The sequence below is a fragment of the Azospirillum sp. B506 genome, from assembly GCF_000333595.1.
In the GTDB taxonomy this organism is placed as follows: Bacteria; Pseudomonadota; Alphaproteobacteria; order Azospirillales; family Azospirillaceae; genus Azospirillum.
This window is the reverse complement of the sequence record NZ_BADK01000697.1, coordinates 1-966: the sequence shown is the minus strand read 5'-3', so window position 1 is coordinate 966 and position 966 is coordinate 1. Positions and strand designations below refer to the sequence as shown.

2 protein-coding genes are annotated in these 966 nt (G+C 69.8%); one reads left to right on the top strand and one right to left on the bottom strand.

The window, feature by feature from the left end; translation table 11 throughout:
* Positions 1-123: 123 nt before the first annotated feature.
* On the top strand, positions 124-816 hold the full coding sequence (locus I71_RS20845) for an endonuclease (protein WP_244433956.1): 693 nt from the start codon (positions 124-126) through the stop codon (positions 814-816).
* Positions 817-828: 12 nt separating this feature from the next.
* Here I71_RS20845 and I71_RS36260 read toward each other — a convergent pair.
* Positions 829-966, bottom strand: a 138-nt coding sequence (locus I71_RS36260) for an SDR family oxidoreductase (RefSeq protein WP_148294314.1), incomplete at its 5' end; no start/stop codon positions are given.

Genomic DNA, 966 nt, shown 5'->3' with positions numbered 1-966 from the left:
CCGGTGAAGAAGCGATCCGTCGCGTCTTTCGCGTGATGACCCTACTGTTGGAAGGGCACCCGCTATGCCGGCTATCACGTCACCGCCGGCGATGCCCCGTCGCCGGCCGACCGCCACAATCCGGTGATCGTCAGCCGCTGGCCGATTCGGGCGACGCGGCTGCTGCGCCATCATCTGGTGCCGCCGGCCCGCGTGCGCCTCGCCACCGCCGATCCGGCCCCTGAGGGGGAGACGGAGGTCGGCTGGGACCGGCCGGTGCTGCATGCCGAAATCGAGATGCCGGACGGCCGCATCCTGCATGTCTTCGATCTGCATCTGCGCGCCCCCATCGCCGCGCCGGTGCCAGGGCAGAAGGCCGGCGCCCAGACCTGGAAGACGGCGTCCGGCTGGGCGGAGGGCTTCTATCTCGCCTCGATCAAGCGGGCGGGGCAGGCGCTGGAGACCCGCATGGCGGTGGACCGGCTGTTCGACGCCGATCCCGAGGCGCTGATCCTGGTGGCCGGCGACTGCAACGCCGATCTGGAGCAGACCGCCGTCCGCATCATCCGCGCCGCCCCCGACTTCACCGGCAATGCCGAGCTGGCGAATCGCGTGCTGGAGCCGTTGGAGCAGGCGATCCCGGAGGAGCGGCGCTACACCGTGCTGCACGCCGGCACGCCGGTGCTGCTGGACCATCTGCTGGCCTCGCCCCGGCTGGCCGGGCTGCTGCGCGAGGTTGCGATCCACAATGAGGCGCTGACCGACGAGGTCGATCACGCCGACGAACCGTCGCCGGTCAGCTACCATGCGCCGGTGGTGGCGGCTTTCAGCCTGTAGAGCACGCACGGCTCAAACAGTTGGAACCGTCCCGCCGTCGATGACGTATTCCGTGCCGGTGATCGTTCTGGCGCGGTCGGACGCGAGGAAGGCGATCAGGTTCGCGACGTCTTCCGGTTTGGATGGCCCGCCGATCGGAATGCCGCCGAG